Below are 24,459 nucleotides of genomic sequence, written 5' to 3' on the forward strand. Positions count from 1 at the left end.
GGACGAAGATCTTCTGATTCTCAACTACCATGTGCCGTGACATGGGGAGGTGGGCCATCGTGAGGCCCGAGCGCAGGACGGTCCGCGACGTGCGCAAGGGCAACCGGGCCATGCTGCTGAGGACCCTCTACTTCAACGGCCCCGTGACCCGCAACGAGCTGACCAGGCTCACCGGCCTCAGCGCCGCCACGGTCAGCAGCATGACGGGCGACCTCCTCGCCGAGAACATCGTCGTCGAGGCCGGCCAGGCCGAGTCCGACGGCGGCCGCCCGCGCGCCATCCTCCGCGTCAACCCCGTCTACGGCCACGTGGTCGGCGTCGACGTCGCGGAGACCCACGTGCGCGTCGAGCTGTTCGACCTCGAGATGAACGAGCGGGCCAGGGTCGAGTACGCCCTGCGCCCCGGCGGGCACCAGATCGAGCTCGTGGCGCGCCACATCCTCGCCGGGATCGAGGTCGTCCTCGACGACGCGGGCGTCCCGGCGGACCAGGCCCTCGGCGTGGGCGTGGGCGTTCCCGGCATCGTCGAGGACGGTCCCGACGCGCCCATCCACGCCAGGACCTTCGGCTGGGACGGCGTCCCCATGGGAGCGCTCCTACGCGCGGGCACCACGCTCCCGCTCTTCGTCGAGAACGGGGCCAAGGCGCTGGGCCGTGCCGAGCTGTGGCCCGACCCCCGCCGCGGTGGCGGCGCCCCGGGACGCGACGGCGCGGGGCGCGGCTCCGGCGACGCGGTGATCGTGTTGATCGGCTCCGGCGTCGGGGCCGCCATCGTCTCCGACAGCGTGACCTTCCGCGGCGTGAGCAGCAGCGCCGGGGAGTGGGGCCACACCAAGATAGTGGTGAACGGCCGGACCTGCCGGTGCGGCGGCCGCGGCTGCCTGGAGGCCTACATCGGGGCCGAGGGCATCCTCGACCGCGCCGGGGTGCCCACCCGGACGGCAGACTGGCAGGCCGAGCTGGCCGCCCTGGTGGAGTCCAGATCACCGGTGATCACCCAGACCGTCACCTACCTGGGCGTCGGCCTGTCCAACCTGATCAACCTCATCAACCCCGAGCGGATCGTCATCGGCGGCTGGCTCGGGCTCCTGCTCGGCCGGCACCTGCTCGACGACATCCGCGCCGCCTCGGCGGAGAGCTCCCTGCCCCGTCCGTACGCGGCGACCTCCATCGTCCTGGGCCGCCTCGGTCCCGACGCCGTGGCCCACGGGGCCGCCACCCTCGTGCTGGACGAGTTCCTGAACGCCCACCCCTCCGCGAGGATCCCCGCGCCCCGCTGATCCCGCTCCTTTCCGGGAACCGCCGGGGTGACACGGGATGGGTGCCTGTTAGATCACGTTTGCCCAGGTGAGAGCCTTAAAGTATGAGATATTCAGACAGAGGTGGTGGGCTGTCCGCGCAGGAGCGGGAGAGGCGCGAGAGACTGCGGTTCCGGGCCGCGGACATGTTCGCGGGGGAGATCGCGCCGGCGCAGGTGGCGCGGCTGCTGGGAATCACCCGGAAGTCCGCCTACGAGTGGTACGCGCTCTGGCGGCGGGGCGGCAGGGCGGCGCTGGCCTCCAAGGGATCCGGCAGTGGCCGCAAGCTCACCGACGAGCAACTGGCGCGGCTGGAGGAGGCCCTGGAGGAGGGCGCCGCCGCCCACGGCTGGGAGGACGGCCGCTGGACCACCGAGCGCGTCGCAGCGCTGATCGCGGAGAGGTTCCAGGTCTCCTACACCGCGCGCGGCGTGGCCTATCTGCTGGACCGGCTGGAGTGGACCGGCCGGTTCCGGCTGCCGGTACGCCGGACCACGTGGCGTCCGGGACGGCAGGGAGGACGGTAGGCGGTCACGGCAGACGACGCGCTGTACGGGAGACGGTGTGCTGCGCGGGAGACGGCGCGTACAGGAGACGGTGCGCCGTACGAGGCGCGAATCCCCGGCGGAAACGGGTGAGTGATCCCCGGTGGAAAGCGGGTGTGTGATCCCCGCTCCGGTGTAACCCCCGCCTTTCCTTTCCGGTCCTTTCCGGCGACGATCCCGGACCAAGGCTTTGTCCTTTCTGGGGCGAAGGTCCTTATGGCTCTGAACTAGCGTCTTACGTGACGTCGATTCAGCATATTTCCTGGAAATCTGTTCGACGCCCTGTAAGTCCTGGCGGCACGCCGGGTTCAACCATCAGACACGGAGTGATTTTTCATGTTCAAGCATGCTCTCGCCGCCGGCACCTTGGTGGCATCCAGCCTGGTCGTCGGCTTGACGATGGCGGCCCAGCCCGCCGGCGCAAGCGCGGCGCCCCAGCAGGTCGCCTCCCTGTCGGCCCTTCCGGCGACCACCGGCAGCAGCAGCTTCGACCCCTACAACCCCTACAACCCGTTCGGCTTCTACCCCCGCTATTCGCCGTTCGGTTTCTACAACACGTACGTTCCTTTTGGCTTCCGGTCTTTCTACCCTCCTGTCGTCTTCCGCACCTGGTAATCCTGGAAAAGGCAGAACACGGTAATGGCCGGGTATGACGGCGCCGGGCGTGGCCGACCACGCCCGGCGCCGTTCGCCGTCACGCCGCGCGGTGCGGTCGCCGGAGGGGGCGATCGGGGACATGGGCGCCTTCCGGGCACGTGCCGCGCCGTGTACCGGCCTCTGCCGCGCGGGCGGCGCAAGGTGCCGGGCCGGGGACGCGCGGGGGGCGCGTCCCGGGAGCCGCGCGGCGGCTCAGCCCGCTTCCGTCGTCGTGCCCGGAGCGGCACGTGACTGCCGGCGCATCGCCAGGACGATGTCCGCGATCGCGATCACGGCCAGCACGGCCATCGCGACGGTGAGCCAGGTGATCCCGGCCACGACACCGAGCACTCCGAGGCCGATCACCGCTATCAGGGCGAACGAGCCCAGGCGAATGTGGACGACGTCGCGCGGGGTGGCCGCGACCATGGGCTTCCCGCTCGCCGAAGTCTCCTCCGGCATCTGTCCTTCGGCCGTCATGTTTCCCTCCTCGGTTGGAACGCGTCCCTTACCCGGACGCCCCGCTGTCATGTGTCCGGCTCACGTTCGACGTGACTGTTCGAGGGCTTCCACCAGTCCTTCGGGATCGGCGACCGTCAGGGTTGCGCCCGGATGGGTCAGGAAACCGCCGGGCGCCAGGGCGGGCACCGGGGTGTGGAACCGGACGCACACGCCCCGCCTGGCGTTGGTGCCGAACGTCACCCCGCGGTCGGCCAGAGACAGGCGCGGCCCGATGGCCTTCCACGGCGCGTACGGACCGGTCACGGTGGTGCCCGCGACATTGGACAGGGGCGTGCGCAGCGACCAGAAACCGAAGCGGACCGCGAACTCGCCCTCACGGACCTCGGCGAAGGCCGTGCCGGGTCTCACCCCGAGAAGCAGCAACGGTATCCGCCACGCGGGGTCGAGGCCGAACGCGAAGCGCGTCATCCGCTCAGGACTCCCAGGGGGCGTCCTCGCCCATCTTGGCGTAGTACTTGGCCAGGTGGGCCTTGATCCGGTCGAGGTCCTCCTTGGGCACCTTGACCCCGCCCCGGGCCCCCTGCAGGATCCCTCCCGCGGCCCGTACGGCGTGCGGCACCACCTTGAGCCTGCCGTCGATCACATCGGCGATGGGGAGCTTGTAGCTCCCGAAGTTCTCCGGTTCGTCGCCGTCGTACCAGAGATGGGCTTCCCGGTAGCGGGTGTTGGGCTCCTCCGTGGCGCCTGACCACGAGCGGATGCGCTTCTCGGCCGCTTCGCTGTCCCAGGCCCTGTCGTGATCGGCCAGTGGTAGATCCTGGAATCGTGTGACCGTCATGATCTCGCTCCCTTCGTCGAGGGTTTCCCTACCCGGCTGACCGGCCCCATGCCTGCCTGCGACATATTTGGGGTTTCCCAGGGGAGGGGACCGGCATGACCGAGACTCCTGATGTGAGCGAAGACACGACCGAGCGTGACATCCCCGAGAAGGACCCGCCGCCCGCGGGTCCGCGAGGGGTCGACGGCGAGACCCGGGTCGTGGCGGAGCGGTCGGGGTCGGACACGACCTTCCCCGAGCGGCCGCTGCTGGCGGACCCCGACGACGCGCGCCGCACCCCGGAAGAGGAGAGCCCTGAAGGCGCGAGCGACGCCGAGGCCGATGACGGGGACGACGGGACCGTCCCGGGGGACGGCGCTGAGGACGGCGAGGCGGGCGAGGCCGATGGGGACACCGGGAACGCCGGGAACGTCGGGAACGTCGGGAACGATGCCGGGGGAAACGCGGGGGAGGGGGAGGGCACGGCCGGCGACGGGGCACCGGAACCGGAGGTCGGCCCGGCCTCCTGACCCGGCCTCCTCCTGACCCGCTGACCCGGTCTCCTGCGGGAGCGCCCCGGCCTTTCGGGATCACCTGCCCCTCAGGGATCACCTGCCCCTCAGGGATCACCTGGCCCCTCAGGGGCGACCCGGCCTCCTGGAACCGCTCGCTTCGAGCCTCCCGGCCCGGCCTCCCAAGGGGGCGTTCCCACCCCGAACGCGGCGGCGGGGGTCCCGGAAAACCGGGACCCCCGCCACATGGCCGGGAACCGACCCCCGTCACATGACCGGAAATCAGCTCTTGAAAGCGTCCTTGACCTTCTCCGCGCCGTCCTTCAGCTTCTCCCCGGCCTGCTTGAGGTGGCTTTCGGCCTGGTCGGTCCTGCCTTCGGCCTCAAGGCGCTCGTCGCCGGTGGCGCGTCCCGCGCCTTCCTTGACCTTGCCTCCGAGCTCTTCGGCCTTGTTGGCAATCTTGTCGTCTGCACCCATGATGTGATCCCTCCCGTTTGTGGAGTCTTGTCCACGCAGTGGTATCCCCTCTCCCGCAGAGGAGGGGGTAAACATGCCCTCCCCGGGGGTCAGGCCGATCCGGCCCCGGACCGCCGCTGAGGACGCCGGTGACGCGCGGCCGGGGCGATGCGACCGCGCGGGCGGACCGGGCGGGCGGAAGGAGATCGTGGCGTTCGTGGCGTTCCCGCCGGGCGACGAGACCGGGTTCGTCGCCGGGCCGCGCTCGCGATCGACGGCGGGATGACCGCCGCCTGGCGAGGGATCCGGCCACGGCGGTCGCCGGCCGTCGCCGAGGCGCGGGCGAACAGGAGCCGGTGACCGCGCCCGGCGACGAGACGTGGCCGGCGCGGCGGGACCTGGTCCTGCGGGGTGGGGCAGAGGCCACCGGCTCGCCGGGGAACGGCCGGGCGCGATGGGAAAACGAAATGACGGACGCTGCGCTTTCAGCGAAAAGCGCTGACAGCGAACGAATGGAAAGCGCGGTCCCCGGCGGGACTATGGTCGCGAGTATTCGTTATTCGCGAACCCGGGTTCGGAGTAGGTGGAAGACATGAGCGGTCCCCAGATCGTCCCCGAAGACCAGCTGTACCAGCGGTTGCTGCGCAAGCGGATCGTCGTGCTCGGCAGCGAGGTGAACGACGAGGTCGCCAACCGGATCTGCGGGGAGCTGCTCCTGCTCTCCGCCGACGACGACCGGCGCGACATCTGGCTCTACATCAACTCACCCGGTGGCTCGGTGTCGGCCGGAATGGCCGTCTACGACGTGATGCAGTACATCCCCAACGACGTCGCCACCGTGGCCATGGGCATCGCGGGGTCCATGGGGCAGTTCCTGCTCTGCTCGGGCGCCCCGGGCAAGCGCTACATCCTGCCGCACGCCAGGGTGATCATGCATCAGCCCTCGGGGGGCCTCGGGGGTACGGCCGCCGACATCGCCATCCAGGCCGAGCAGATGCTCTACACCAAGCAGACGATGCGCGAGCGGATCGCCTTCCACACCGGCCAGCCGCTGGAGCGGATCGAGGAAGACTGGGATCGCGACCGCTGGTTCACCGCCACCGAGGCCATGGACTACGGTTTCGTCGACCAGGTCATCCGGAACACCAGCGAGGTGATGTCCGAGGGCTGACATTCCGTTCCCGAGACGAATTCCTCTCGGGACGATCGCACCCTGGGAATAATTCCGCTTCCGGGGTGGTTTCGCGCGAAATGGCCTGGCGCCATTTCCCATCGAGGCCGGAAATGGCGCCACAGCGATAAGAAATCCGCGATAAGAAATCCGCGTAAGGTATCGCCCGCCTGCCGTCGAACGGCTGCCACCTGATCGCGCCAACGGCCGTCCTCCGGGTGCCCCGGACACCCTCCGTCTCCCGGCCGTCCTCGGAACGGCGGCCGCCCTCCGGACATCGGTTGTCCTCCGGGCGCCCGCCTCCCGATCGCCCCGGCCGCCCCCGACCTGGCCGCCCCCCGCCGTCCGTGGCCGCTCCGTCCGTACCGGCCCGGCTCCGGCGGTGGTGGGGGTTCGTCAGTGGTGGCAGAGCAGGCAGCGTACGGCGTGTTCGAGAGACTCGGCGTCGGTGACGGGGGAGGGCCAGGGGAGCCGGATCAGCGTCGGGTCGTCCACGCCGCGGCGGACGGTCGCCCCGAAGCGGTCGAGTTCCCAGAGCCAGGCCTCCGGCACCGGCGCGGCGAGCAGGGAGCCCAGCGCGGTCTCCAGCTGCCTGCGGTGGGAATCGTTGACGTGGTGGAGCATGCGCTCGGCCTCGCCCATCAGGGGGTCGGGGGTGGCGCCGAGATACTCCTCGGCGTCGAGCACGCCCGACTCCGGCCCGGTGAGATATATCACCCTGCCGACGTCGACGCGGAGCAGCCGGGGGCCGTCCGTCCTCTCGAGCACCTCGAACAGGGCCTCGTCGGGGCAGCGCTCGGCGATCGCCACCGCCGTCTCCCGCACTTCGGCCTCGGGCACGGCCTGTACCCAGCCCTGCACCTTGAGCAGGCCACGTGACAGCTCGTGCTCTCCCAGCGAGCGGTTCGACGTCAGGTCCACGGTCACCACGGGCTCGTCCCGCGCGTCGTAGAGCGGGTCGCCCGGCAGGACGAGCAGCACGGGACGGCCGGCGCCGTCCACGCCGCCCTTGGCGGGGGCCGCCGCTCCGGTGGTTCCGGAGATGGACACGTGGGTGGGAGCGGCGGTGGCGGCGAGGGTGCGGACCCGCTCGGGGATCGGCGGAGCGGTGACGGGCTGCATGGACCGGCTCTCCTTGAGGTCGGGAGACACTGCTGTATAAGATTAGCCTTACCTAACTAAGGTAGACCTAACCACAAAGGAGTGAGCATGCGCTACACCGGACCGAAGGTGCGTCTGTCCCGGAGGGCCGGCGTGCCGCTGACCCGCAAGGCCGTCCGCTATTTCGAGGAGCGCCCCTACCCGCCGGGTGAGCACGGCCGCAAGACCAACCGGCGGCAGACCGGTGACTACGGGCTGCGGTTGATGGAGAAGCAGAAGCTCCGCTGGTACTACGACGTCTCCGAGCGGCAGATGCGCCGCTACTGGGACCTGGCGTTGCGCGGCACCGGGCGTGCGGGCGCGGAGCTGGTGGTGCTGCTGGAGACGCGCCTCGCCTCCCTGGTCCTGCGCTCCGGCCTCGCCCCGTCCATTTACGCGGCCCGCCAGTACGTCGCCCACGGCCACATCACCGTGGACGGCCGCAAGGTCGACATCCCCAGCTATCTGGTCAAGCCGGGCCAGGTCGTCGCGGTGCGCGAGAAGTCACACCGGATGCAGCCCTTCGTCGCCGCCTCCGAAGGCGTGTACGCGGACGACCGGATCGCCGCCTATCTCGACGTCAATCACGCCGAGCTCAAGTTCACCCTGTTCAGCCGCCCGCTGCGCGAGCAGGTCGTGGTCCCGGTGGACGAGCAGCTCGTGGTGGAGTTCTACTCGCGCTGACCTGACGCCGATCCGCGGCGCCGGCCCGCCGCCCCCCGGGTGGCGGGCTTTCTCGCGCCGTTTCCCACCACGCCCGGGGTGTCCTTCACGGCCGGGCCGGGACCGCCGTTCGGTGTCACCGGGACCCGGTCCCGCAGCTCCCGCACCTCGGCCCGGAGCGTGGCCAGCTCGGTGAGCACCGCCCTGCCCAGGTCCTCGGTCGCCTGGACGGACTCCTCGGCGTGCTCCTCCTCCATCGCGCTGACCACCACCGCGATGAACAGGTTCAGCACCACGAAGGTGCACACCAGCATGAACACCACGAAGAACACCCACGCCGACGGGTGTACGGCCATCACCTCGCGGGTGATGTCGGACCAGGCGTCCCCGGTCATCATCTGGAACAGGGTGAACAGCGAGGTGGGCAGGTCGCCGAAGTACTCCGGGGCGGTGACGTGATAGAGCTTCGTGCCCATCACCGCCGTGACGTAGAGCACCAGTGCCAGCAGCAGCACGATCGAGCTCATCCCCGGCATCGCGGTGAGCAGCGCGGTCACCACCCGGCGCAGGCTCGGCACCACGGAGATCAGCCGCAGCGCCCGCAGGATCCGCAGCGCCCGCAGCACCGAGAGCCCGCCCGCCGTGGGCAGCAGTGAGACCGTCACGATCGCGGCGTCGAAGAGGTTCCACGGGTTGCGGAAGAACCGCCAGCCGTAGGCGTAGAGCCTGGCGGCCAGTTCGACGACGAAGATGTAGAGCGCCAGGTGGTCGACGGCGGTGAGCGCCGTGCCGTACCGTTCGACGGTCGCCGCCGAGGTCTCCAGCCCGAGGGTGGCCGCGTTGATCACGATGACGGCGATGATGAACTGCTGGAAACGGTCTGTTTCGAGCAGGGCGCGGAGACGCTCGCGCGAGGGCACGGGGGCTCCTGGGGGTCGGAGGGGCCGGGAACAGCCAAGATCATAACGGACTGGTGAAGTTCCGGATCCTGTATACGTGTTGCGAAACATTCCGGCCATTCGATCTTTGCTGTCCGGAAACATCGCGCCTCCCAGCGGTTCGTACCGCGCACATCGTTTCCCGGCCGGTGGCGGCGGGCCCGCGCGTCACGCGGCGGCCCATCGCCGAAACCTGTGCTCTCGTCCTGCCTCGACCCGCGTCTTCAGGGGGGCGCCCGGTTTCCGCCGTGCTCCGATGACCCCCCACTCCGACGGCATCCCGGCAAGGGCGAGGGCCTGCGCACCGCGTCGCGATCCGTACGCCGAGGTGGAACCGGCCAGGCGCGACACCGGCGGCCGTGCGGGCGCCGACGGACGAGAAGCCGTCGGCCGCCAGGCGGTGCGCGTGCTGGGCGGTATGGCCCGGCAGCCGGCTGGGCAGGCCCTCCCGCCGGGGAAGTCATGCCGGTCTCCATGTGGCAAGTCCAGGGATTCGTTCGGCGCACTAATGGTTTGCTATCGTTTGCCAAGTAAACGTTAGTCCATCAAACATTCGCCCACCGAACGAATCTCCCCGGAGCCGAGACCATGATCAAGCCGTTCCGCATCGACATCCCCCAGGCCGACCTCGACGACCTGGCCGACCGGCTCGCCCGCACCCGCTGGCCCAACGAGGTCGCCGACGCCGGGTGGGACTACGGCTTCCCGCTGGCGCGACTCAAGGAACTGGCCGAATACTGGCGCACCGGTTACGACTGGCGCGAGCACGAGGCCAGGCTCAACGAGCTCCCGCACTTCACCACCGAGATCGACGGCCAGAACATCCACTTCGTCCATGTCCGGTCGGCGAAGCCGGATGCGCTCGCGCTGGTCCTCACCCACGGCTGGCCCGGTTCGTTCCTGGAGTTCCTCGACGTGATCGAGCCGCTGTCGGGCGACTTCCATCTGGTGATCCCGTCCATCCCGGGCTTCGGCTTCTCCGGGCCGACCCACGAGCGCGGCTGGGACATCGTCCGGGTCGCGCGGGCCTGGGCCGAGTTGATGAGCCGTCTCGGGTACGAGCGCTATGGCGCGCAGGGGGGCGACTTCGGCTCGGGCATCTCGATGGCGCTCGGCGCGGTGGCGCCCGAGCGGGTCGTCGGGGTGCACGTCAACTACCTGCCGACCCGGCCGGTCCCGGACGCCGACATCGAACTGTCCGAAACGGACGAAGCCCGGCTGGACAAGGTCCGGCAGCTGATGGCGAATCGTCCGCCGTACCAGGCTCTGCAGGCCACCACCCCGCAGACCATCGGCTACGCGCTGACCGACTCGCCGGTCGGCCAGCTGGCCTGGATCGCCGAGCGCTTCGCGCAGTGGACGGACCCTCGCTCGCCGATCAGTGACGAGCGGATGCTCACCGACATCTCGCTGTACTGGCTCACCGCCACCGCGGCTTCCTCGGCGCGGCTGTCCCGCGAGGCTCCGCGGCGGATCGAGCCGTGCCCGGTGCCGGTTGGCGTGGCGGTGTTCGCGCACGACATCACGCAGTCGGTGCGACCGCTGGCCGAGCGGCTGTACGACATCAGGCACTGGTCGGAGTTCGAGAGCGGTGGCCACTTCGCCGCGATGGAAGTGCCGGAGCTGCTCGCCGGGGATGTCCGGGACTTCTTCCTCGCCCGCGTCGAGGACGACCACCGGGGCGCCACGGAGCGCTCGGTGAGGAATCATGAAAATTGAGCATTCACCTGAAGTGACGAGCCGAGCACTGATAGACACTTCGACGAAGGGTGGCCACGGAGACAGGGCCGCCCCCGCTCGAAGAGGAGGGGCAGGATCCCGGTCATCGGCTTGGCCCGGCCCGCCGTGGTGTGTCTCGTCGCGGCGAGCGTTGGGGGCGGTCTCTTCGTATCGGCGTGCCGCAGGGCGACGTTCGGGGGGAGAGGCGACGCCGAGGGTCGGCGGGCCGTCTCAGAGAAACTCCGGGGGAGGGTCACCGGCCGGCGAGGGCGGTTCCATGGCGGGCTCGTCTTCCTCGATCAGGGTTGGGCGCATGACGCCCGCGGCGTTCCACGGGGCCTGGGTGAGCTGCTGGGAGGCTCCGTTGAACTTCGCGGCCGCCTGGGGGTGGCCGAAACCGGCGGCCCGGCTGAACAGGCTCGCGGCCGCCCAGTCCTCTCCCTTGTCCTGGTGGATCATCGCGAGCCGGTAGGCGGCCGCGGCGTGGCCGTGGTCGCTGGCGAGCCGGTAGAAGAACATCGCGACGCTGGGCTTGGTCGGATCGGCCCGCTCGTAGTCACGGCCATAGGCGTAGGCGAGGTCGGCGGCGGCCTGCCGGTGATCGGCCCGCAGCCGGCCGGAATGGTCGAGCAGTCTCGACACGTCGGGGTGATCGGCGGCGCGGGCCTGGCGCAGCTCCGGCCGTGCCTCGCTGGAACAGCCCCTCAGCAGGGCGATGACGGCCAGGTGCATGCAGCGTCGGCCGTCGCCGGTCTCGCTTCGGGTCAGCAGGCGGGCGCCGGTCCTGCCGTAGATCTGCAGCAGCCGCTGGCGGGCCGGAGACAGCGGCGGGAACTCGATTTCGGCCGTCGGCGGGTGGGCCGCGCTGTTGCCCGGAGCCCGGGTGAACGGCGGGGTGAGCGGTGTCGGAGTGAGCGGTGGCGGGGTGGGTGTCGGCGCGAGCGGTGTCGGGGTGAGCGGTGGCGGGGTGAGCGGCGCGTGCCGGGCCGGGAGCCGCTGCGCGGGTGAGGGGAGCGCGGCCGGCGGGTCGGGAGGGCGCGCGTCCTGGGCGGCCCGCCATCTCCGGTGCCAAGCCTGCGTATCGCCCATGGCCTGGACGTTCAAGCCGGTCTCCTTGGCGGCCAGCGCGCAGGTGGCCACGAAGCACGCCACCCATGCCCAAGGCGGTACGCGTTTGCGTTTCCCGCTCAGGATGTCGTGCGTGGTGCTCGTCGCCAGCCCCCTTCTCAGGTTGTCCTCGGGGACGAGCAGCGACAGCGTGCGCAAATGGGACAGCGTCGGGGAGCCGGCCAGGTCGTGCAGCTCGTTGAGCTGGTCGACGAAGGCGCGTAGCGCCGCAACACGGTGTTGTTCAGCCATCACCCTTAGCCGAAATCAAGTGATCCATGATCTATCGGTGGTTGCGGAAGTCATATTGACACCAGTGGTGGTCAATCTGAGGGAGATCACACATTCTGCTTCGTCCGGAATTAACTAGCGGTTGACCTGTACTTACACAACTGCACCGAGCCCCGGATGAGACCGGATAGATCCGGATGGGCTCGGATGAGTACGGCCGGATGCGGATAAGTCCGGATGACTCCGGACGAAACCGGATGATGCCGGACCTCATCGAAGGGGACGGGAACCTCGTCACGTCCAGCCGGGTCGAAAAGCCGTTGCCAAAAGAGGAACATGAATCTTTTTCGGGCCGAAAAAGATCTTTTATCCGGCTTTTTCCGGACATGTTTGAACCGGTAGCGGCCACCCGTGCGGCACCCCATCGTTGGTCACGCCATCCGATGTCGACGACGAAGGAGAAAGCCCGTGGCGCATGCCCTGGCCTCCCCGGTCTTTCTCCGTGTCACCGCCACCCGGCCGGGCTCCCCGCCCCCGCCGTGGGTGCACAACGACGACCAGTTGCTGACCTTGCTGGTGACCGTGTGGTCCCTGACCACCGGCCGTGTCCCGCCCCGCCGCCCCACCGACGAGCTCACCGCCACCGAGCTCATCGCGTTCTGGGCCGACGACCAGACCGCCGGATCCCCGGCAACGCCCTTTCAAAGGCCCCTTCAGGAGTGACCTCGATGTTTTCCGTACCCGTGCTTCTCACCTTGACCACCACCACGCTGGTGACGACCATCGCCTGCGCGCTCACCCTGGCCACCGGCGCGACCTGGCCCACCGCCCTGCTCAGCGGTGGCGCCGCCGGTGCCGCCACCATGGGCCTGCTCACCCACCTGCTCGACAACCGCCACGACCGGCAGTGAGCGGAGCCCGGTCCGGGCGCTGGGCCGGCCCGTCGGAGCCTCGTCCGTCACGGTCACCTTCGGGCTCCGGAAGTCGCCCGGCCGGGACGGCCCCCCTGGCTCGCACGCCGACGTACCGCGACGCGGGCGACGCGCCGGTGTCGTCGTTGTCTCCGCTCCCCGTGGCCTTCCGGCCGCGGGGAGGCCGGAAGGGTTCCCCGGGGGACGTCCTACCGGCGGACGCAGTAGTCGCCGATGCCCGACTCCAGCAGCCCGAAGGCGCGTTCGGCGTGTCGTCGCAGGTCGGGGGCGATGACGTCGAGGGTCTCGCCCGCCAGCATGCGTTCGACGGCGTGGGTCATCAGCCGGTGCAGCACCGCGCTGATCTGGGCGGCGACGAACACGGGGGTGAGGTCGCCGGGCTCGGCGCCCGCCTCCTCGGTGAGCGTCCTGGCCAGGGCCTTCTCCCGCGCCTCGTTCATCTCCCGCACCCGGCCGTTGAGTGACGGGCTCCGCGAGACCATGCGGGTGAAGGCGTCGCTTCCCTCGTGGAACCCGTAGCGGTGGTGGCGGGTGTCGAGCGCGTCCAGGAAGTCGCGGCGCAGCGCCTCCAGCGCGCTCTCGCCGGGCCTTCGCTCCCGTACGACCCCGCTCAGCAGGTCCTCGACCTCCTCCTGCCGGTCGAAGAGCAGGTCCTCCTTGGTGCCGAAGTAGTTGAAGACCGTGTTGACCGACACGTCGGCTGTCCTGGCGACCTCGGCCACCGTCACGTTGTCGAAGCCCTTCGTCACGAACAGCCACGTGGCGATGTCGGAGATGCGCTGCCGGGTCTCCCGTTTCTTACGCTCGCGCAGGCCCTCGCTCATGGATCCCATCCTAGGTGTCGGGCTATTTTTACAGTGACTCCAAAATTGGTGTTACTGTAAAAATGGAGGCGATCGAATGATCAAGACATCGGCACTGAGCAAGACCTTCCCCGGCGGCGTGGCGGCCGTCCGGGGCGTCGACCTGGCGGTGGAGGCCGGGGAGATCGTCGGATTCCTCGGCCCGAACGGCGCGGGGAAGACGACCACGATGCGGATGCTGACCACCCTGGTCCGTCCCACCGGCGGCACCGCCACGGTCGCGGGCCACGACCTGCTCACCGACCCGAGGGGGGTGCGGCGGCGCGTCGGCTACGTGTCCCAGAGCGGTGGAATCGACCTGTCGAACCCGGTGGGGGAGGAGCTGGAACTGCACGCCATGCTGTACGGCATGCGCCCGGCCGAGGCGCGCGAACGGGTCGCGGGGGTGCTCGGCCGGTTCGGGCTCACCGAACTGCGCGACCGGCCGGGCGGCGCGCTCTCCGGCGGTCAGCGCCGCCGCTTCGACCTCGCCTTCGGCCTGGTGCACGACCCCGTCCTGCTCTTCCTCGACGAGCCCACCACGGGCCTGGACCCGCAGAGCCGGGCCGCGCTGTGGGACCACATCAGAGGACTGCGCGACGGGTTCGGTCTCACGGTCTTCCTGACCACGCACTATCTCGACGAGGCGGACGCGCTCGCCGACCGCCTGTTCATCATCGACGGAGGCGTGATCGTCGCCCAGGGCACCCCGGCCGAGCTCAAGGGCGGCACCGGCACCCTCGACGACGTCTTCCTGTCCATCACCGGCCGCTCCCTGAGAGACGATCCGCCGGGCTCACTGGGCTCGCCGGGCTCGCCGGACTCATCGGGAACGGACGGCGAGTCCGTCACGGACCGCTCCCTGAGAGACGATCCACCGGGCTCACCGGGCTCACCGGAAACGAACGGCGGGCGGCGGGCGGCTCACCTGGCGGGTGGGGAGCGATGAGCGTCGTCCGCGACACCTGGCTGATCTTCCGGCACAACGTCCGGATCTCGCTGCGGCAGAAGGCGGGGATCATTTTCGGGGTCCTGCAGCCCCTGCTCTACCTGGTGCTGTTCGGCCCGCTGTTCGTCACGATCGGCCCCTGGGAGACGCTGATCCCCGGTCTGCTCATCCAGGTGGCGCTGTTCAGCGCGGGCCTGGCCGGGTTCGGCATCGTCATGGACGCCAGGGCCGGGGTGCTGGAGCGGCTGCGGGTCACCCCGGCACACCGCGTCTCCCTGCTGCTCGGCCGCGTCCTGGCCAACTCGCTCACCCTGGTGATCCAGTCGATCATGCTGATCGCGGTGGGCTACGCCTTCGGCCTGCGCGCGGCGGTTCCCGGTGTGCTGGTCGCGCTGCTGATGATGATCCTGCTCGGCGTCAGCCTGGCCGCGCTGTCCAACGCCATCGCGCTCGTCATGGACCCCGAGGCGTTCGCGCCGATCATGAGCACGGCGATCGTCCCGCTGGTCCTGCTGTCCGGCGCGTTCCTGCCGATGTCGATGGCACCGGGCTGGCTGGACGTCCTGTCGCGCGCCACGCCGTTCCGCTACGTGCTGGAGGCCATGCGCGAGCTGTTCAACGGCCACTACGCGAACGGGACCGTCGGTCTCGGCGTCGCCGTGACCGTGGTCCTGTCCGTGCTCTGCGTCGCCGCGGGGACCCGCGTCTTCAACCGCGAGAACGCCTGACCGTCCGTCTCCGCGGACTCCTCCCGCGGCCACGGCATCGCCGCCGGGTCGCCGCCGGGCCTGAACAGGGCCTGGACAGGGCCGGAACAGGGGCTCCGCCCGGCGAGCGCGGTGCTCAGCCCGGGGGGCCGTACGGCTCGATCTTCGGGTCGGAGTAGGGGCCACCGCCCGCCGGGGAGACCCGGTGGGCGGCGGACTCGCTCACCCGCAGACCGTACAGACCCTTGGTGGGGTCGATGAGCACCAGGCCGTAGTCGGTGTCGACGTCGTCCTCGGACAACTCCAGTCGCCGCATGGCCTGCGCGAGCGTCGCGTCGGACGGGAGCCGTACGGTGATCAGGAGCATGCACTCACGCTACGCGTTTGGCGCGGCGACGCAACGAGGCGAGCATTCCGGCGGTGTCGAGGACGCCGTAGCCGTAGTCGTGGTCGAACCCGATGTCGCCGTGGTCGTCGGCGGTGCGCCGGAGCAGGGTGCGCAGCTGGGCGGGCGACAGGCGGGAGGAGGGCCACTGGGTGCGTACGGCCGCGACCAGCCCGGCGGCGACGGGACACGCGGCCGAGGTGCCCGAGTCGGCCTCGTCGTCGCCGAAGGCCCCCGAGCCGGAGAAGTGGGTGTAGGCGCAGAGGTCGGGCTTGCGGGCGGTGAGGCGGCCGGGCCCCTGGGAGGAGTAGCCGACCCGCCGCTTCTGGACGTCGACGCCGCCGATCGACAGGACGCGCGGGTGGGAGTTGGCGCCCGTGATCGGCCGGCTGGGGTACGCGCACCGGCCGTCGGGACAGTCGCGCCCGCAGTTTCCCGCGGCGAACAGCACGTCGGCGCCCGCCCGCTCCAGGCTGGCGACGATCAGGTTGAACGGGTGGGCCGGGTTGTCGGAGTAGTTGCCGGGGTGGCCCGCGGGGAAGTCCCAGTCGGGAGAGAAGGAGCCCCAGCTGTTGCTGATGACCAGGGAGCGCGAGGCGGCGGGCTGGGCCTCCAGGACGGTGCGCAGGTGGGCGAAGGCCGCCACCGCGTCCGACAGCAGGCCGTCCAGCGCGCTGCCGCCGGGGCGCCGGGACAGCAGCACGGGCACGTCGATCAGCGACGCCCTCGGCGCGGCGATGAGCGTGTCGAAGGCGCACATCGTGCCGTGGTCGACGGGGAACTCGCCCGCTTCGCCCCGTACCCCCGACGGCTTCCAGCTGTGCTGCGCGTCGAGGGCGACGGCGCGGTCGAGGCGCCGGGCCACGTGCGCGGCGTTGATGCCGGTGTCGAGCACCGCGAGCGCGACGCCCGAGCCGTCGAGACCCTCGCGGGCCAGCTCGGCGACGTTCAGCAGCCGCTCCACGTCCCGCCAGTCGCCCACCGGGGGTGTCCCGCCGCAGGTGAGACCCCGCTCGATCACCGGGTCGGCGAAGACTCCCACGACGTCGGGACGGAGCGAGGGCAGCAGGGTGATCCGGGTGGAGATCTCGTCGTCGGAGATCTCCCCGCGGACCAGGACGGAGGCCTCGTTGTCGGCGAAGGAGAACGTGAGCGGCTGGTTGAGCGAGAGGGGGTCGCCCCCGGCCGCGGGGACCGGCCGGGGCGAGACGACCGGGGTGAAGGAGGGGTCCACGACGACCCCGGGCAGCGCGTCGGCGACGTCGGCCGCCGGAGTGCTCACCGCCGGGTCGGCCACGGCCGCGACGACGTCGGGGGAGGGACGGAGCTGGAGCAGGACCCGCATGTGCACCACCGGGGTTCGAGGAGATCGGGTCCCACCACGTTCCTGCATCCGCCTCGATCGCGTCCAGCCGTTGAAATCACCCCCTAACCGAACTCGTAGGACGAACCACTGCAAACGACAGGCGTGGATTTCCTTCCCTGCGCGGGTACCGATCACTAGCGTTGTGCGTCATGACCGCAGAGGCGGAGACGACTCCACCCCCCAGCCCCGATGTCCGGCACACGCACTGGCTGAGCACGCGGCCCAGACTGATAGTGGCCAGTGGTTTCATGCTCTTCCTGGAACTGGCCCTGATTCGATGGACCGGATCGAACATCGTCCATCTGAGTTACTTCACCAACTTCGTCCTGCTCGGGTCCTTCCTCGGCATCGGGCTCGGTTTCCTGCGGGTGGGACGCAGCACCCGGCAGCCGTACTACTCGCCGATCGTGCTGGCCGTCCTGGTCCTGGTCGTGTGGCTCTTCCCGGTCACCGTGGACCGCCAGACCGAGGGCGTCCTGTACTGGACGAGCCTGAGCGCGAGCGGGCCGCCCCCCTGGCTGATCCTGCCGGTGATCTTCGCCGCGGCGGCGATCGTGCTGATGGGCCCGGCCGAGCTGGTCGGGCGGTGCTTCCCCGAACTCGAACGGCTGGAGGCCTACCGCTACGACCTGATCGGCAGCCTCACCGGCATCGGGCTGTTCACCGCGCTGTCGTTCCTCAGCGCGCCCCCGGTGGTGTGGGGCACGATCGCCGCGATCGCCTACGCGGTGCTGCTCTGGCCCCGCAGGGTCTGGGCCCGCGCGGCGCTGCTCGTGCCGTCGCTGATCGTCGTCGGCGTCCTCGCGACGGAGACGCTGACGGCCGGGGCGCTGTGGTCGCCCTACTACAAGGTGACCTACGTGCGCGGCTACTGGAACGACGTGCCGCTGATGAACATCGACGTCAACGGCATCCCGCACCAGCAGGCCACCCCGGCCAAGAGCCGCCTGGAGTGGGAGCGCCAGTACGCCCTGCCGTACGAGCGCGCGACCTCCGGCAAGCTGGACAACGTGCTCATCGTGGGCGCGGGCAGCGGCACCGACGTGTCCATCGCGCTGTCGAAGGGCGCCAAGCACGTCGACGCGGTGGAGATCGACCCCAAGCTGCTCGAACTCGGCCGCTCCTACCACCCGGACAAGCCCTACGACGACCCCCGGGTCACCCCCCACGTCACCGACGGCCGCGCCTTCCTGGAACGGACCTCCGACAAGTACGACCTCATCCTCTTCGCGCTGCCCGACTCGCTCACCCTGGTGTCCGGGGCGAGCTCGCTGCGGCTGGAGAGCTACCTGTTCACCCAGCAGGCGATGGAGGCGGCCAGGGACCACCTCAAGCCCGGCGGGACCTTCTCGATGTACAACTACTACCGCGAGACCTGGCTGGTGGACCGCCTCGGCTCCACCATGCAGGCCGCCTTCGGCCACAAGCCCTGCGTCGACATCGTCAGCGAGACCGGCCAGCAGGCGGTGATCACCGCGGGGCTCACCGCCGAGGCGCAGCGGTGTGAGTCCGAGTGGGCGGGGGCGAAGGCCGACACCCCGCCGCCGGCCAGCGACGACCTGCCCTTCCTGTATCTGAAGGACCGGACGATCCCGCAGATCTACATCATCACCCTCGGCCTGATCCTCGTCGTGAGCCTGCTCGCCGTCCGCGCCGTCGCCGGTCCGTACCGGAGGATGCGCCCGTACGCCGACCTGTTCCTGCTCGGGGTGGCGTTCCTGCTGCTGGAGACGAAGAGCGTCACCGGGTTCGCGCTGCTGTTCGGCACCACCTGGGTGGTGAACGCGATCGTGTTCGGCGGGGTGCTGGTCGCCGTGCTCGCCGCGGTGGAGGTGACGCGCCGCTTCAGGGTGCCGTCCCTGCCCGTGATGTACGGCGTGCTGCTCGCGGGGCTCGTCCTGGCCTGGCTGGTGCCCAACTCCTGGCTGCTGAGCCTGCCGCTGCCGCTGCGCGCGGTGACCGCCGTGGTCGTGGCGTTCCTGCCGATCTTCGCGGCCAACGTGGTGTTCGCCAAGCGCTTCGCCGACTCCGCGGACGCCACGGTGTCCTTCGGGGCCAACCTGCTGGGCGCGATGGTCGGCGGTTGCCTGGAGTATCTGGCGCTGGTCATCGGCTACCAGGGACTGCTGATCGTGGCGGGCCTGGTCTATCTGGGCGCCTTCGCCCTGCTGCCCAGGACCTCCGGGGCGGCCGGAGGCGCCGGGGGTGCCGGGGGTGCCGGAGTGGCGAAGGTCGGCTGAGGTCGGCGGGTTCCGGGTGACCCCGGGGTTCTGAGGCGCCGGGGGCCCGGAGTCCCGAAATCCCGGAGTCCCGGAGCACCTGGAGTCCTGGAAAAGCACTGTGGCCCGTCCTCCCGTGAAGGAGGGCGGGCCACACGCGTGTGGCGACAGCGCGAGGGCCCTCAGCGGCGGGGCCGCCCGCGCGGGGCCGTCAGAATCCGCAGAGCTCGTCCAGGGACTCGGCCTCGCCGTTCTGGGTGGGCGTCTGGCTCGGGGCGGCCGCCACCGCCGTCCTGGAGGGCTTGGGCGTGGCGGCGGGTGTCGCGCCGCTCGTACCGCTCGTACCGCTCGCGCCGGGCGAGGCCGTCGCGGCCAGGGGGCGGCGGGCGGGCTGCAGCGAGCGGCGCAGCGCCCTGGCGGTCGCGGCACGGATCTTCTGCCAGTCGGGCGAGCCGGTGTAGAACTGCGGCGGCACGAACTGGAGGCTGACGATCCGGGCGTCCTTGACCTTCAGCCCCAGCTCGATGATGTGCTCCAGCAGCTCGCGGGGGATGTCGGTCTTGGCCATCTTCTTGGCCACGCCCGCGATCTTGGCGAAGTTGGTGAGCACGACCGAAGGGGTGGCCTGCTGGGCGAAGGCGCCGATGACGCAGCGCTGGCGGGCCATCCGGGAGAAGTCGTCGCTGCCGACGCGGGAGCGCCCGTACCAGAGAGCCTCCTCGCCGGAGAGCTTCCGGTATCCGGCCTTGATGGTCCCGGCGGTGCCGTAGAGGCCGCCCCACGGGACGTCGCGCTCCACCCTGATCTTCAGGCCGCCGATGGCGTCCACCAGGTGGGCGAAGCCGAACATGTTGACCAGGGCGTAGTAGTCGATCTTCAGGTTGAGCGTGTAGCCGACGGCGTCCATGAGCGCCCGGGGGCCCCGCTGCCCGTTCTTGACTCCGGGCATCAGCTCGGGGTGGTCCTCGGCGTACTGCCAGACCTCGTTGAGCAGGCCGCCGTTGGGCAGCTCGCGCATGAAGCCGTTGGGGAACCTCTTGCCGAGCGCGGTGCTGGGCGGGAAGCGGACGTGCTGGAGGTTGCGGGGAAGGCTGAACATGGCGGTGTTGCCGGTCTCGACGTGCACGCTGGCCATGGTCATGCTGTCGGTCCGCACGCCCTCCCGGTTTCCGGCGCCGTCGCCGCCGACGAGCAGGAAGTTCACCCGCTTGCGCCCGCCCCACGGGTCCTCGTGCTTGACGGGGACGGCCGTGGGGTTGCTGGAGGTGCTCTCGAAGATGGCGTTGGCCGTCTCCTTGCCGGTCAGCACGGTGCTCGCGGTCAGCGCGAACGGCGCCATCACCGACACGCACAGCACGCCGACCGCGACGCCCGACAAGATCTGTCCCCGGCCGCTGAGCCGGTCGGGCCCGAGGGCGATATAGGAGAAGAGCACCAGCAGGAACCAGGCGATCGCGCCGACGATGGCCAGCACCGCCCCGGTCATCAGCGTGCTGTCGCGGGCGAGGAACCCCGCGTTCCCCTTGCTGCTGAGGACGAGCGCGCCGACCAGGACGGACAGCAGCAGCGCGCCGAAGATCGTGAGCAGGATGTATCCGGTGCGGCGGTGGCCCGACCGCAGGTGCGCCGCGCCGGGGAGGATCGCCGACAGCGCGGTCCAGCCGATGAGCGCGCCGACCGTGAGCGGCCTGGCGAACCGCGGGCGCTTCCCGGGAGGGACGGGCGGCCCGGGAGGGCCCGGGGGACCGGGGGGAGACCCGGCGGGCCCTCCGGTCCGGCCGCCCGCCTGGCCCGGCTCCGCGCCCTGGATCGGCCCCGCGCCCTGGCCCGGCCCCGCGCCCTGGCCGGGCCGCGTGCCCGCTCCGGTCTGGGAGGAGGAGGTCATCCGGGCGTCGGGCCCGCCCTGGGCGGGAAGGGGTTCCTGCCCGTTGTACGCGGCCTGCCCGCTGGGCAGACCGTGCGAGGCGGACGTTCCCTGCCCGTTGGGTACGCCGTGCGAGGGAGATGTTCCCTGGCCGTTGGGCGCACCGTGCGGGGGAGGCGTCCCCTGCCCGTCCGGTACGCCCTGGACCAGGTCGGGAACCGCCCTGAGCCCGTTGCGCGCGTCCCCGGCGGGAGTGTCCTGGGCCGGTGGCACGCCGGGTGGGCCAGGGGGGACTCGCGTCTCGGCCGGACCCTGCGCGCTGCCGCGGTTCGTGCCCGAGCCGCCGCTGCGACGCCGGGGGCGCCGTTTCCCACTGTCGCCGGCGAGATCCCCCGAGTCTTGCCCAAGGCGCATCGTCACACCGCTTCCTACTACGTTTTGCCCCGGTCTACCTGCCAAAACAGCCAGGTTCCCCGATTGAACGGAATTTGCCAGGATTCTAGTCCCCATACCTGGACATGACAGACAGATGGCTAATCTGTGGTGAATGATCCTTTAAGTCGTGACGTCGCCTAAGACGTCGATGAGGAAGGCGCCAACCAGGTGTTGCACTGGAACGCCTTGTTCTTCTCGTAGCCCTGACGGAACCACCGGTTGTTGTTCTGCGGGGAGCCGTGGTCCCGGGGGTAGCCGGGCCAGTCGCCCACGCGCGAGTAGAAGTAGTAGAGGGTGTTGCGACGGGCCGGGGTCACCGGGTAGCTGGCCGAGACCGAGCGCATGAACATCGCGCCGAAGCAGGTCGCCTGGAGCTCGAACCTGCGGCTCAGCGCGAGCCTCCCGCTCCGGCTGCCGGACCGCAGCGACCGCTGCCACCAGGTGTTGGACAGCCCCGACATCTGCTGCACGTGGTGCCCGTACTCGTGCGCCATCATGCTGACGACCCCGCCGTGCCAGTCGGTGATGGAGCCGTACCCGCCGGAGTTGCCCACCCCCCGCACCATCGCCCTGGTCGAGGCGTAGATGGTGGTGTTGCGCGGGCAGTAGTACGGCACCATGCTGCCCGGCGAGGGGAAGTCGCCACAGGCGCCGCGGCCCTTCGTCGAAGTGAGGGCGTAGCCGGGCGGGTGCCAGTCCATGCCCTGCTTGCGCATGATCTGGGACCAGCCCCGATCCATGCACTTGGACGTCCTGAGGATCAGCGCCTTGAGCTGGCTGTGGCTGTAGATGCTGGCCGATCCCGCCGGGCAGTTCACCCTGGGCAGCCCTCCGGCCCGGTAGAGCGTGTTGTTCTCCAGGCTGGTGTTGAGCGTACGCACCTTGACCGGGGGCTTGATCGTGTCCTGCGAGATGTCGGAGGAGGCCGTCGTCCGGCTCGGCTCGGCGGACGAGGTCCGCGCGGGCTCCGCGGTGGGCGTGTACGACGGCCTGTCGTCCAGGGACGTGGGCAGCGGCAGGATCGCGACCGGCGAGACCGGATCCGAGCGGCGGCTGTTCTTGGCCACCGCGCCCACCACCACGAGCCCGACGAACACCAGCGCGAACACGCCGAGGACCCCGCCGACGATCGCCCCGGCACCGCCGGAGCGCCGACGCTGCGGCTGCCACCGCGGTGGCGGGTAGGCGTGCCGCTGCCGGGGGTCCGGCGGCGGTGGCGGGGCCGGATGCCCGTAGGGCGCCTGGCCCCCGGGCAGCGTCTGCCCGTACGGCGCCTGACCCCCGTACGGCGCCTGGCCCCCGGGCAGCGTCTGCCCGTACGGCGCTTGACCCCCGTACGGCGCCTGGCCCCCGGGCAGCGTCGGCGGATGCCGGTATCCCTGTCCCGGCGGTGGCTGTTGCGGAGGCGCCGGCGGGGGCGGGAAACGCGGCGGATGTCCGGGTGGCGGATATCCCGGGGGCGGCGGCTGGGGGCGGCCCTGCGGCGGGCCCTGAGGTGGTCCCGGAGGCGGGCCCTGAGGTGGTCCCTGGGGCGGGTACCCCTGGCCGGGCGGGGGCGGGGGTGGCTGCCGCGAGGGAGCGGGCGGGTACCCGTACCCGGGAGGGAATCCCTGTCCTGGCGGCGACGCCGGGTGGCTCCCGTGCCCCGGCGGCGACGCTGGATGGTTTCCCTGTCTCGGTGGTGCCGGCGGATACCCCGCCTGTTCCGGCGGCGGTGCCGGTGGAGGCGCCGGCGGGCCTCCCCGCCCCGGCGGGCCTCCCTGCCCCGGATAAGTGGGCAGATGTGAGTATCCCTGTCCCGGGGGTGGCGGCTGTGGCGGATATCCCGGCGGTGGCGGTTGAGGATGGCCCTGGGCCGCCCACTCGGGCGGTGCCTGGGGTGGTCGCCCCTGAGGTGGAGGGGGCGGAGGGGGGTAATGCCCGTTGCCTGTCACGCTGTCTCCCCGTTGACCCGAGCGTCCGATGTTGAGCTACGGGTCCGGACTTTTGCCGAATTTGGGGCGTAAGCATACTGATTTATCATCCGTCACGGATGTCGCTGCATTCGATTACATTCCGAAATCATCCGAGGTGATCTCCGCGATGTGCCGGACCGATCCAGGGCCCGTGACCTAGCTTCAAATCATGAATCTGCAGCAGCTCCGCTATGTGGTCGCGACGGCGGAGCATCGCACCATGACCGACGCGGCCAGGTCGCTGTACATCGCACAACCTGCCCTTTCCCGTGCGATCAGGGATTTGGAACGAGAGCTCGGAATGACGTTGTTCGCACGTTCCGGACGTGGCGTGGTCGTCACGGCGCAGGGGCGCCGGGTGGTCAAGCTGGCCCGGGAGGCGCTCGACGCCGTCCGCGAGATCGAGTCCCTGTCCACGCACGGCCACGCGTCCGAGGCGGAGCTTCGCATCGCCTCGATACCCAGCCTCGAACCGGGGCTGGCAGGACGCCTCCTCCCCGCGTACACCGCGGAACATCCCGGAGTACGCATTCACATCGTCCGCTGTGACGGACGGGACGGCGTGGTGAGCGCCATCAGGGACCAGCGGGCCGATCTCGGCCTGACGGACCTTCCCGTCCCCACCGATCTGATCAGCCATCCGCTGGAGCGTCAGGAGATCGTGCTGATCTCCCCGCCCGGCGTGGACCTGCCCGACCCGGTGCCGATGAGGAGACTCAACGGCATGCGTCTGGTGCTGCCGGTTCCCGGCAGTTCCCGGCGCCGGGAGTTCGACGCGCTCTTCGCCAAACACGGTGTGGCCCCCGTGGTGGCGACGCAGCTCGACGAGCGCGGCAACTGGCTGAGCACCGTCCGTTCGGGTACGGCCTCGATGCTCTGGTATCGGGGGATGGCCGAGCAGGCCGCCCGCGCCGGGCTCGTGGTCCGCACCCTCGATCCCTCGGTCCGCCGGGTGATCGCCATCGTTCACGCGCGGCGGCGGCTGCCCGCCATCGCCCAGGAGTTCCTGTCCGTGGCCGAAAGTGGGTCGGCCGCGTAGGAGCCCCGAGGCTCATCGGTTTTCCACGTTTCCCCCAGAGGCGGCGCAGGTGGGAGCGCCGTCCTCTCCGA

25 protein-coding genes and 1 pseudogene are annotated in these 24,459 nt (G+C 70.5%); 14 read left to right on the forward strand and 12 right to left on the reverse strand.

The features are described from left to right. Positions 1-41 precede the first annotated feature (41 nt). The 3 genes and pseudogenes from ACFFRH_RS13665 (at position 42) to ACFFRH_RS13675 (ending at position 2,458) form a co-directional block, all read left to right on the forward strand. A complete protein-coding gene (locus ACFFRH_RS13665; RefSeq protein ID WP_386156679.1) occupies positions 42-1,280 on the forward strand; it encodes an ROK family protein in 1,239 nt (412 codons plus the stop codon). 83 nt (positions 1,281-1,363) lie between these two features. After that, positions 1,364-1,801 (forward strand): annotated as a pseudogene (locus ACFFRH_RS13670) (helix-turn-helix domain-containing protein); the annotation flags it as partial. Between the two features lie 378 nt (positions 1,802-2,179). Further along, on the forward strand, positions 2,180-2,458 hold the full coding sequence (locus ACFFRH_RS13675) for a hypothetical protein (protein ID WP_344745645.1): 279 nt from the start codon (positions 2,180-2,182) through the stop codon (positions 2,456-2,458). Positions 2,459-2,692: 234 nt separating this feature from the next. Here ACFFRH_RS13675 and ACFFRH_RS13680 read toward each other — a convergent pair whose 3' ends face one another. The 3 genes from ACFFRH_RS13680 to ACFFRH_RS13690 are packed head-to-tail and all read right to left on the reverse strand — an operon-like array spanning position 2,693 to position 3,779. Then, a complete protein-coding gene (locus tag ACFFRH_RS13680; protein ID WP_344745644.1) occupies positions 2,693-2,959 on the reverse strand; it encodes a hypothetical protein in 267 nt (88 codons plus the stop codon). A gap of 60 nt (positions 2,960-3,019) precedes the next feature. Beyond that, entirely contained in the window at positions 3,020-3,409 is a 390-nt protein-coding gene (locus ACFFRH_RS13685; protein WP_344745643.1) for a hypothetical protein, read from the reverse strand. A gap of 4 nt (positions 3,410-3,413) precedes the next feature. Next, positions 3,414-3,779: a hypothetical protein gene (locus tag ACFFRH_RS13690; protein WP_344745642.1), complete on the reverse strand. Its 366-nt coding sequence runs from the start codon at positions 3,777-3,779 to the stop codon at positions 3,414-3,416. 113 nt (positions 3,780-3,892) lie between these two features. Between ACFFRH_RS13690 and ACFFRH_RS13695 the strand changes: the two genes are divergently transcribed. After that, positions 3,893-4,288: a hypothetical protein gene (locus tag ACFFRH_RS13695; RefSeq protein ID WP_386156684.1), complete on the forward strand. Its 396-nt coding sequence runs from the start codon at positions 3,893-3,895 to the stop codon at positions 4,286-4,288. A 264-nt stretch (positions 4,289-4,552) separates the two neighbouring features. Here ACFFRH_RS13695 and ACFFRH_RS13700 read toward each other — a convergent pair whose 3' ends face one another. Then, positions 4,553-4,747, reverse strand: a complete 195-nt coding sequence (locus ACFFRH_RS13700; RefSeq protein ID WP_344745640.1) for a CsbD family protein — start codon at positions 4,745-4,747, stop codon at positions 4,553-4,555. A gap of 73 nt (positions 4,748-4,820) precedes the next feature. Between ACFFRH_RS13700 and ACFFRH_RS13705 the strand changes: the two genes are divergently transcribed. Further along, positions 4,821-5,012 (forward strand): hypothetical protein, encoded by a 192-nt coding sequence (locus ACFFRH_RS13705; protein WP_344745639.1) that lies wholly within the window; start codon positions 4,821-4,823, stop codon positions 5,010-5,012. Positions 5,013-5,318: 306 nt separating this feature from the next. Further along, on the forward strand, positions 5,319-5,897 hold the full coding sequence (locus ACFFRH_RS13710) for a ClpP family protease (protein WP_344745638.1): 579 nt from the start codon (positions 5,319-5,321) through the stop codon (positions 5,895-5,897). 396 nt (positions 5,898-6,293) lie between these two features. Here ACFFRH_RS13710 and ACFFRH_RS13715 read toward each other — a convergent pair whose 3' ends face one another. Next, positions 6,294-7,019 carry a DUF2470 domain-containing protein gene (locus ACFFRH_RS13715; RefSeq protein ID WP_344745637.1) on the reverse strand — a complete coding sequence of 242 codons (726 nt, stop codon included), beginning with the start codon at positions 7,017-7,019 and terminating at the stop codon, positions 6,294-6,296. 87 nt (positions 7,020-7,106) lie between these two features. Here ACFFRH_RS13715 and rpsD point away from each other — a divergent pair, with 87 nt between their 5' ends. Continuing rightward, complete coding sequence (gene rpsD, locus ACFFRH_RS13720) at positions 7,107-7,721, forward strand: 30S ribosomal protein S4 (protein ID WP_344745636.1); 615 nt, start codon at positions 7,107-7,109, stop codon at positions 7,719-7,721. On the opposite strand, the gene ACFFRH_RS13725 is transcribed toward rpsD, so the two are convergent. Beyond that, complete coding sequence (locus ACFFRH_RS13725; RefSeq protein WP_344745635.1) at positions 7,709-8,620, reverse strand: ion transporter; 912 nt, start codon at positions 8,618-8,620, stop codon at positions 7,709-7,711. The genes rpsD and ACFFRH_RS13725 overlap by 13 nt on opposite strands. Positions 8,621-9,226: 606 nt before the next feature. Between ACFFRH_RS13725 and ACFFRH_RS13730 the strand changes: the two genes are divergently transcribed. Then, the gene (locus ACFFRH_RS13730; protein WP_344745634.1) at positions 9,227-10,357 is read left to right on the forward strand and encodes an epoxide hydrolase family protein; all 1,131 of its coding nucleotides are present in this window, start codon (positions 9,227-9,229) and stop codon (positions 10,355-10,357) included. Between the two features lie 231 nt (positions 10,358-10,588). On the opposite strand, the gene ACFFRH_RS13735 is transcribed toward ACFFRH_RS13730, so the two are convergent. Continuing rightward, positions 10,589-11,716, reverse strand: a complete 1,128-nt coding sequence (locus tag ACFFRH_RS13735) for an SEL1-like repeat protein (RefSeq protein WP_344745632.1) — start codon at positions 11,714-11,716, stop codon at positions 10,589-10,591. 447 nt (positions 11,717-12,163) lie between these two features. On the opposite strand from ACFFRH_RS13735, the gene ACFFRH_RS13740 reads away from it, so the two are divergent. Both ACFFRH_RS13740 and ACFFRH_RS13745 read left to right on the forward strand, forming a co-directional pair. Beyond that, positions 12,164-12,418 (forward strand): hypothetical protein, encoded by a 255-nt coding sequence (locus ACFFRH_RS13740; RefSeq protein WP_344745631.1) that lies wholly within the window; start codon positions 12,164-12,166, stop codon positions 12,416-12,418. Between the two features lie 5 nt (positions 12,419-12,423). Then, a complete protein-coding gene (locus ACFFRH_RS13745; RefSeq protein ID WP_344745630.1) occupies positions 12,424-12,606 on the forward strand; it encodes a hypothetical protein in 183 nt (60 codons plus the stop codon). A gap of 209 nt (positions 12,607-12,815) precedes the next feature. On the opposite strand, the gene ACFFRH_RS13750 is transcribed toward ACFFRH_RS13745, so the two are convergent. After that, the gene (locus ACFFRH_RS13750) at positions 12,816-13,451 is read right to left on the reverse strand and encodes a TetR/AcrR family transcriptional regulator (RefSeq protein ID WP_344745629.1); all 636 of its coding nucleotides are present in this window, start codon (positions 13,449-13,451) and stop codon (positions 12,816-12,818) included. A 76-nt stretch (positions 13,452-13,527) separates the two neighbouring features. On the opposite strand from ACFFRH_RS13750, the gene ACFFRH_RS13755 reads away from it, so the two are divergent. Together ACFFRH_RS13755 and ACFFRH_RS13760 are read left to right on the forward strand one after the other, a co-directional pair. After that, positions 13,528-14,418, forward strand: a complete 891-nt coding sequence (locus ACFFRH_RS13755) for an ABC transporter ATP-binding protein (protein WP_344745628.1) — start codon at positions 13,528-13,530, stop codon at positions 14,416-14,418. Beyond that, entirely contained in the window at positions 14,415-15,146 is a 732-nt protein-coding gene (locus tag ACFFRH_RS13760; RefSeq protein WP_386156694.1) for an ABC transporter permease, read from the forward strand. Before ACFFRH_RS13755 ends, ACFFRH_RS13760 begins: the two co-directional genes overlap by 4 nt. A 115-nt stretch (positions 15,147-15,261) precedes the next feature. Here the strand turns inward: ACFFRH_RS13760 and ACFFRH_RS13765 are convergent, their stop codons facing one another. Both ACFFRH_RS13765 and ACFFRH_RS13770 read right to left on the reverse strand, forming a co-directional pair. Then, positions 15,262-15,492: a hypothetical protein gene (locus ACFFRH_RS13765; RefSeq protein ID WP_386156697.1), complete on the reverse strand. Its 231-nt coding sequence runs from the start codon at positions 15,490-15,492 to the stop codon at positions 15,262-15,264. A gap of 4 nt (positions 15,493-15,496) precedes the next feature. Continuing rightward, positions 15,497-16,855, reverse strand: coding sequence for a S8 family peptidase (locus tag ACFFRH_RS13770; RefSeq protein ID WP_386156698.1), 1,359 nt, complete (start codon positions 16,853-16,855; stop codon positions 15,497-15,499). Between the two features lie 170 nt (positions 16,856-17,025). Between ACFFRH_RS13770 and ACFFRH_RS13775 the strand changes: the two genes are divergently transcribed. Continuing rightward, positions 17,026-19,116 (forward strand): spermine/spermidine synthase domain-containing protein, encoded by a 2,091-nt coding sequence (locus ACFFRH_RS13775; protein WP_386156701.1) that lies wholly within the window; start codon positions 17,026-17,028, stop codon positions 19,114-19,116. 190 nt (positions 19,117-19,306) lie between these two features. Here ACFFRH_RS13775 and ACFFRH_RS13780 read toward each other — a convergent pair whose 3' ends face one another. Both ACFFRH_RS13780 and ACFFRH_RS13785 read right to left on the reverse strand, forming a co-directional pair. Then, a complete protein-coding gene (locus tag ACFFRH_RS13780; RefSeq protein ID WP_386156704.1) occupies positions 19,307-21,232 on the reverse strand; it encodes an LCP family protein in 1,926 nt (641 codons plus the stop codon). 299 nt (positions 21,233-21,531) lie between these two features. After that, positions 21,532-22,503 carry a neutral zinc metallopeptidase gene (locus tag ACFFRH_RS13785; protein WP_386156707.1) on the reverse strand — a complete coding sequence of 324 codons (972 nt, stop codon included), beginning with the start codon at positions 22,501-22,503 and terminating at the stop codon, positions 21,532-21,534. A 1,015-nt stretch (positions 22,504-23,518) separates the two neighbouring features. On the opposite strand from ACFFRH_RS13785, the gene ACFFRH_RS13790 reads away from it, so the two are divergent. Beyond that, positions 23,519-24,388 carry a LysR family transcriptional regulator gene (locus ACFFRH_RS13790; protein ID WP_350966547.1) on the forward strand — a complete coding sequence of 290 codons (870 nt, stop codon included), beginning with the start codon at positions 23,519-23,521 and terminating at the stop codon, positions 24,386-24,388. Positions 24,389-24,459 lie beyond the last annotated feature (71 nt).

The sequence above is a fragment of the Streptosporangium vulgare genome, assembly GCF_042428775.1.
Taxonomy (GTDB): Bacteria; Actinomycetota; Actinomycetes; order Streptosporangiales; family Streptosporangiaceae; genus Streptosporangium; species Streptosporangium vulgare.

Excerpts from the sequence above, each read along its gene's own strand:
- ACFFRH_RS13665 (WP_386156679.1), top strand. The coding sequence starts at position 42 with ATGGGGAGGTGGGCCATCGTGAGGCCCGAGCGCAGGACGGTCCGCGAC.
- ACFFRH_RS13675 (WP_344745645.1), top strand. The coding sequence starts at position 2,180 with ATGTTCAAGCATGCTCTCGCCGCCGGCACCTTGGTGGCATCCAGCCTG.
- ACFFRH_RS13680 (WP_344745644.1), bottom strand. The coding sequence starts at position 2,959 with ATGACGGCCGAAGGACAGATGCCGGAGGAGACTTCGGCGAGCGGGAAG.
- ACFFRH_RS13685 (WP_344745643.1), bottom strand. The coding sequence starts at position 3,409 with ATGACGCGCTTCGCGTTCGGCCTCGACCCCGCGTGGCGGATACCGTTG.
- ACFFRH_RS13690 (WP_344745642.1), bottom strand. The coding sequence starts at position 3,779 with ATGACGGTCACACGATTCCAGGATCTACCACTGGCCGATCACGACAGG.
- ACFFRH_RS13700 (WP_344745640.1), bottom strand. The coding sequence starts at position 4,747 with ATGGGTGCAGACGACAAGATTGCCAACAAGGCCGAAGAGCTCGGAGGC.
- ACFFRH_RS13705 (WP_344745639.1), top strand. The coding sequence starts at position 4,821 with ATGCCCTCCCCGGGGGTCAGGCCGATCCGGCCCCGGACCGCCGCTGAG.
- ACFFRH_RS13710 (WP_344745638.1), top strand. The coding sequence starts at position 5,319 with ATGAGCGGTCCCCAGATCGTCCCCGAAGACCAGCTGTACCAGCGGTTG.
- ACFFRH_RS13715 (WP_344745637.1), bottom strand. The coding sequence starts at position 7,019 with ATGCAGCCCGTCACCGCTCCGCCGATCCCCGAGCGGGTCCGCACCCTC.
- rpsD (WP_344745636.1), top strand. The coding sequence starts at position 7,107 with ATGCGCTACACCGGACCGAAGGTGCGTCTGTCCCGGAGGGCCGGCGTG.
- ACFFRH_RS13730 (WP_344745634.1), top strand. The coding sequence starts at position 9,227 with ATGATCAAGCCGTTCCGCATCGACATCCCCCAGGCCGACCTCGACGAC.
- ACFFRH_RS13735 (WP_344745632.1), bottom strand. The coding sequence starts at position 11,716 with ATGGCTGAACAACACCGTGTTGCGGCGCTACGCGCCTTCGTCGACCAG.
- ACFFRH_RS13745 (WP_344745630.1), top strand. The coding sequence starts at position 12,424 with ATGTTTTCCGTACCCGTGCTTCTCACCTTGACCACCACCACGCTGGTG.
- ACFFRH_RS13750 (WP_344745629.1), bottom strand. The coding sequence starts at position 13,451 with ATGAGCGAGGGCCTGCGCGAGCGTAAGAAACGGGAGACCCGGCAGCGC.
- ACFFRH_RS13755 (WP_344745628.1), top strand. The coding sequence starts at position 13,528 with ATGATCAAGACATCGGCACTGAGCAAGACCTTCCCCGGCGGCGTGGCG.
- ACFFRH_RS13760 (WP_386156694.1), top strand. The coding sequence starts at position 14,415 with ATGAGCGTCGTCCGCGACACCTGGCTGATCTTCCGGCACAACGTCCGG.
- ACFFRH_RS13765 (WP_386156697.1), bottom strand. The coding sequence starts at position 15,492 with ATGCTCCTGATCACCGTACGGCTCCCGTCCGACGCGACGCTCGCGCAG.
- ACFFRH_RS13770 (WP_386156698.1), bottom strand. The coding sequence starts at position 16,855 with ATGCGGGTCCTGCTCCAGCTCCGTCCCTCCCCCGACGTCGTCGCGGCC.
- ACFFRH_RS13775 (WP_386156701.1), top strand. The coding sequence starts at position 17,026 with ATGACCGCAGAGGCGGAGACGACTCCACCCCCCAGCCCCGATGTCCGG.
- ACFFRH_RS13790 (WP_350966547.1), top strand. The coding sequence starts at position 23,519 with ATGAATCTGCAGCAGCTCCGCTATGTGGTCGCGACGGCGGAGCATCGC.